The organism is Bacillus sp. C30 (genome assembly GCF_040838255.1).
Taxonomy (GTDB): Bacteria; Bacillota; Bacilli; order Bacillales; family Bacillaceae_G; genus Bacillus_A; species Bacillus_A mycoides.
Window position 1 is genome coordinate 1 of sequence record NZ_JBFPJH010000245.1, and the last position, 5023, is coordinate 5023.

Genomic DNA, 5023 nt, shown 5'->3' on the forward strand with positions numbered 1-5023 from the left:
AATATATCCATCGCCGATATGTCCAAACATGTAATTTTCATAGCAGCAAAATTACAAATATACTTTTACAACATGATTCAAAAATCAATGAAGGAATGTTTTAAGTGAAAGGACATATTCGAAAAAGAGGAACAAAGTGGTGTATTATTGTCGATATCGGAGCTGATTCAGAGACAGGAAAAAGAAGACAAAAGTGGTTTTCGTGATACATTTAAAGCCTATTTGAAAAAATCCGAATTAAAAAACATTAGATTTCATGATTTACGCCATACTCATGCAACGCTTCTTTTAAAACAAGGAGTACATCCAAAGATTGTAAGCGAACGATTGGATCATAAGGACGTTTTCATAACCTTAAATCGCTATTCACATTTTTCACCTAGTCTGCAAAAGGACGCTGTTAAAACATTTAGTGAAAGACTATTCGGATGGTAATGTTTGCAAATATAAAAAATGAGGTTTCTCTTTTCTAGAGAAACCTCACCACATCAATGTTTTTGTTAAATTTTAAACTGACTCGTATACAAATCAAAGTAAAACCCACCATCTTCCATGAGAGTTTCATGATTTCCTCTCTCTAAAATACTTCCATCTTTTATTACAAGTATTTGATCTGCTTTTTCAATCGTTTTCAGCCGATGAGCGATTACAAAACTTGTTCGCCCTCTCATTAAATTATTTAATCCAGATTGAATTTGTAATTCTGTTCTCGTATCAATATTAGATGTTGCTTCGTCGAGAATTAATATATCTGCATCTGCTAAAATCGCTCGTGCAATCGCAAGGAGTTGTTTTTGTCCTTGACTTAAATTCGAACCTTCTGAAGCAATTTCCGTTTCATATTGATTCGGTAGATGTTTTATAAAAGAATGTGCTGATGCTGCTTTTGCTGCTGCAACTACTTCTTCATCACTTGCATCTAAACGTCCATATCGAATATTTTCCATAATCGTTCCTGCAAATAAATACGTATCCTGTAAAACAACCCCTATTTTACTCCGCAAAGAATTAATATCATAATCCTTTATATCTTTTTCATCAATGCTAATTTGCCCTTTTTGAATGTCATAAAAGCGAGTTAACAAATTAATAATTGTTGTTTTTCCTGATCCAGTTGGACCGACTAAAGCGATTGTCTCCCCAGGATTCGCCTCGAGACCCACATCTTTTAAAATCATGTTGTCCTGTGCGTATCCAAATGAAACTTTCTCAAGCCTAACATGTCCTTGTAAATTTTGTACAAGTACTGCATCTTTTTTATTTTGAATTTCTGGTACTTCATCCATAATTTCAAAGACACGTTCTCCTCCAGCAACTGCCGCTTGAATCGTATTCATTAAAGTTGCAAATTGACTAAGTGGTCTTGAAAATTGTCGAGAATAATTAATAAAAGCTGCAATGACACCTACTGTTGTCATTCCGTTTAATACCATTACCGATCCAGTTCCAATTACAAGCCCCATTCCTAAGTTATTAATAAAGTTCATACTTGGAAAAATAAATGCTGAAAACGTTTCAGCCTTCGTTGCTGAAATTCTTAGCTGTTCGTTAATTTCATTAAAGTTATGTACGGTTTCTTTTTCTTTTCCGTATAACGTAGTTACGTCTGCGCCTGTAATAGCTTCCTCAATAAATCCATTTAATTCTCCTAAATCCTTTTGACGCTTCGCAAAGTTTTTCCCACTATAAGCAACTAGTTTTTTCGTAACGAAAAACATAATAGGTACTGTAATTAAAGTTACAATCGCTAAAATCCAATCTAATGAAAACATCGCAATTGTTACACCTATAAACGTTAACGCTGATGAAATGATTTGCACAACACTTTGTGTCAAAGCTTGATTTAAGTTATCAATATCATTTGTCACACGGCTCATTAAATCACCTTGAGAACGTACATCAAAGAATCGTAGAGAAAGTGTTTGGATTTTTTCAAAAATATCTTGTCGTATTTTTTGTATAGTCTTTAATGCAACATTAATCATTACAAATGTTTGTAACCATGTTAATAATACGGTTATCCCATATATTACAATGAGTAGCATGCACATTCTGGCTGTCCCGCTTAAATCCTTCGGTACAATGTATTCATCAATGATGACCCCCATATAATATGGCCCAAGTAAACCTAGTAATGTCGTGATAAATACAAGAATAATAACGAACATAAGAGATGCTTTTTGATACCCCATATAGTTCCATACTCGCATTATAGTTCCTTTAGTATTCTTAGTTTTTCCCGTTTTCGGATTGTTACGTCCACCTTTATTTCCAAATTGTCCTTGAAAATTACGCACGCTCTTCCCCTCCTTCTTGCTGCAGGCTACCACCTTGGGAAAGATAAATTTCCTGATACACTTCACAAGTTGCCAATAAATCCTCATGCGTACCATTTCCAACTAATTCACCGTTATTCAAAACGAGGATTTTATCAGCATCTATAATAGAAGATATTTTTGATGCAATTAAAAATGTCGTTGTGCCACTATATCTTGTCCTTAATGCTTCCTGTATTACAGCTTCTGACTTCGCATCAACTGCCGATGTAGAATCGTCTAATACAAGAATAGATGGCTTTCTCACTAGGGCTCTTGCAATAGATATACGTTGTTTTTGACCACCAGATAGATTGGTTGCACCTTGTGTTAAGTTATATTCATAAGAGTCTTCCAGCTTATTGATAAACTCAGTCGCACAAGCAGATGAAGATGCTAATTCCAATTCATCATAAGTTGCATCTTCTTTGCCATAACGTAAATTCTCTTCTATACTGCCTGAAAAAAGAAGTGCCTTTTGTGGAACGAAGCCAATGGAAGCACGAAGTTTTTGCAAATCGTATGCTTTCACATTAACATCATCTATACATATTTCACCTTGATCAACATCGTAAAGTCGTGGCAATAGTTTCGCCAATGTAGATTTACCACTTCCGGTCGATCCAATAATCCCTATTTTTTCACCTTTACGTACAGTAAAGGAAATATCTTTTAAAACATATTCATTATTTTTCGTATAACTATAGCTAACATTTTTAAACTCTACATTACCACCCACTTGTTTTGGTTCATATACGTCGCCTTCAGTTGTAATATCAACTTCAGTATGTAAGACTTGTTGTACACGATCAGCTGATGGAAAAGCACGGGCAATTTGAATAAATACCATACTAATAGACATAAGTGACATTAAAATGATATTTAAATAGTTAATAAAAGCTAAAATGGCCCCTACTTGGAGTGTACCGTTAAAAACTTTCTCGCCACCAATCCATAAAGTTGCTACAATTCCGCTATTTACAACTAGCATAATAATTGGCATCATCAATGAAATAATTTGTATTGCACGAATATTTATTTCAGTTAAACTTGTATTAACTTTCTCAAACTGTGCGATTTCATATTTTTGTCTTACATATGCTTTTATAACACGTACACCGGATAAATTTTCTTGTAGCTTTGTGTTTACTTTATCTAATGCTTCTTGTACTCGCTTAAATGAACCGCTCGATTGACCTGCAATCAATACAATTGCAACTAATAATACGGGTACCACAACAAGTAAAATTGGAAATAGGTCTCTCGCTGTTACAAAGACTATAATGATACTTCCAATAAATAATAACGGTCCACGGACAAGTACACGTAACGTCATCGTCATTGCCGATTGAATAGATGTAATATCATTTGTCACGATTGTTAATAATTTACCTGTTCCAAATGAATCACGATTTTTGCTAGAAAATGTTTCTATTTTCGCAAACACATCTTTTCGTATGTCTGTAGCGAAATTAACAGCAGCTTTTGTAGAATACATCATACAACCAAGTCCTCCAATTAAACCGATTGCTGCTGCTCCTATCATAAGAAGCCCCATTTTTATTACATAATTCAAATCCCGGTTTGCAATTCCAACATCAATAATATGTTGCATTATTGTCGGTTGAATTAAGTCCATCGCAACCTCAAGTACCATAAATAGCGGTCCAATAATAGCGAAGAACATGTATGGTTTTAAATACTGTAACAACTTGCGAAATGATTTCATACACAATCTCCTTTTTTCATGAAATTACCATCGAATAATTTATAGTCCTCCTTATTTGAGCGATATAGTCTGTAATTTCTCCATTAGTCCTATTATATTAGGTAAATTAATATTTAACATTATTAAATGATAAGTTTTAAATCATTTTTAGTCAATAAAATGGAACTTTAATCTACCAGGCATTTTCACTGCCAGTTGATGTGAATACTCTTTAACTTAATAAAAACCGCATTCTCATTTAGTAAGAATGCGGTTTTCCCATCTATATTTGTTCAATTTTAAAATCGAAAACCTCGGTCTCGAATCCATTATTTTCAGAAGGACTACACGTATAAAAACCAATTTTAACAGGCTCATTACCTATGTCCTCCATCAAATGAGCGATTCTTATTTGTTCCCATCGCTGACTCGTTTTCACATATATTGTATAATCGCCAAGTTTTCGAATAATTCGAAAACGTAATTGTTGCTTAGCAAACTCATTTGGATAGTCTTGCGTTGACCAATCAGAATAGCCATTATTCGTTACGACAGCACCTAAATGTGATGGGCCCTCAGGAATATATTCTAAAGATGTTTTTAACCAACACTTCTCAGAAATCATAACAAATAAACCCGCTTGATCGTATGTCGCATTTGGATTCATGCGCAATTGAACCTCAGCCTGAAAATCTGTCATTATCTCATCATAAAATACATGGCCATTCATTACTTCAAAACCATAATGGGTTTTCAGCCAAAAATCTGTTTCTTCTTTCGAATGGACAATGAATGTATCATTGTCTTCAAGTTTGTAAAATTCAGGTGCGTTCATTACAGTAAGTTGCTCAATATGATTTGGTATATATGATGTTTTCATAATTCCTCCATAAAAAAGCATTTAAATTAATATTTAAAACTCAGTTAATACCGGGAATTTATAACCTTTAAAATCTAATTCTTTATTACTTCGAACCATTAAATACTTACTAGTCTGTAA

General features: G+C 33.7%; 5 protein-coding genes and 1 pseudogene. 2 read left to right on the forward strand and 4 right to left on the reverse strand.

The features are described from left to right. Positions 1 to 104: 104 nt before the first annotated feature. Positions 105 to 206, forward strand: a complete 102-nt coding sequence (locus AB3X49_RS23275) for an Arm DNA-binding domain-containing protein (RefSeq protein WP_488175158.1) — start codon at positions 105 to 107, stop codon at positions 204 to 206. Then, a complete protein-coding gene (locus AB3X49_RS17525; protein ID WP_050541049.1) occupies positions 166 to 435 on the forward strand; it encodes a tyrosine-type recombinase/integrase in 270 nt (89 codons plus the stop codon). Before AB3X49_RS23275 ends, AB3X49_RS17525 begins: the two co-directional genes overlap by 41 nt. A 65-nt stretch (positions 436 to 500) precedes the next feature. On the opposite strand, the gene AB3X49_RS17530 is transcribed toward AB3X49_RS17525, so the two are convergent. The 4 genes and pseudogenes from AB3X49_RS17530 to AB3X49_RS17545 all read right to left on the reverse strand — a co-directional run. Continuing rightward, the gene (locus tag AB3X49_RS17530; protein WP_367963685.1) at positions 501 to 2297 is read right to left on the reverse strand and encodes an ABC transporter ATP-binding protein; all 1797 of its coding nucleotides are present in this window, start codon (positions 2295 to 2297) and stop codon (positions 501 to 503) included. Then, positions 2290 to 4044, reverse strand: coding sequence for an ABC transporter ATP-binding protein (locus AB3X49_RS17535; protein WP_002168397.1), 1755 nt, complete (start codon positions 4042 to 4044; stop codon positions 2290 to 2292). The genes AB3X49_RS17530 and AB3X49_RS17535 overlap by 8 nt, the downstream gene beginning before the upstream one ends. 262 nt (positions 4045 to 4306) lie before the next feature. After that, the gene (locus tag AB3X49_RS17540; RefSeq protein WP_367963688.1) at positions 4307 to 4903 is read right to left on the reverse strand and encodes a DUF1349 domain-containing protein; all 597 of its coding nucleotides are present in this window, start codon (positions 4901 to 4903) and stop codon (positions 4307 to 4309) included. Between the two features lie 33 nt (positions 4904 to 4936). Continuing rightward, a pseudogene (locus AB3X49_RS17545) lies at positions 4937 to 5023 on the reverse strand (GNAT family N-acetyltransferase); the annotation flags it as partial.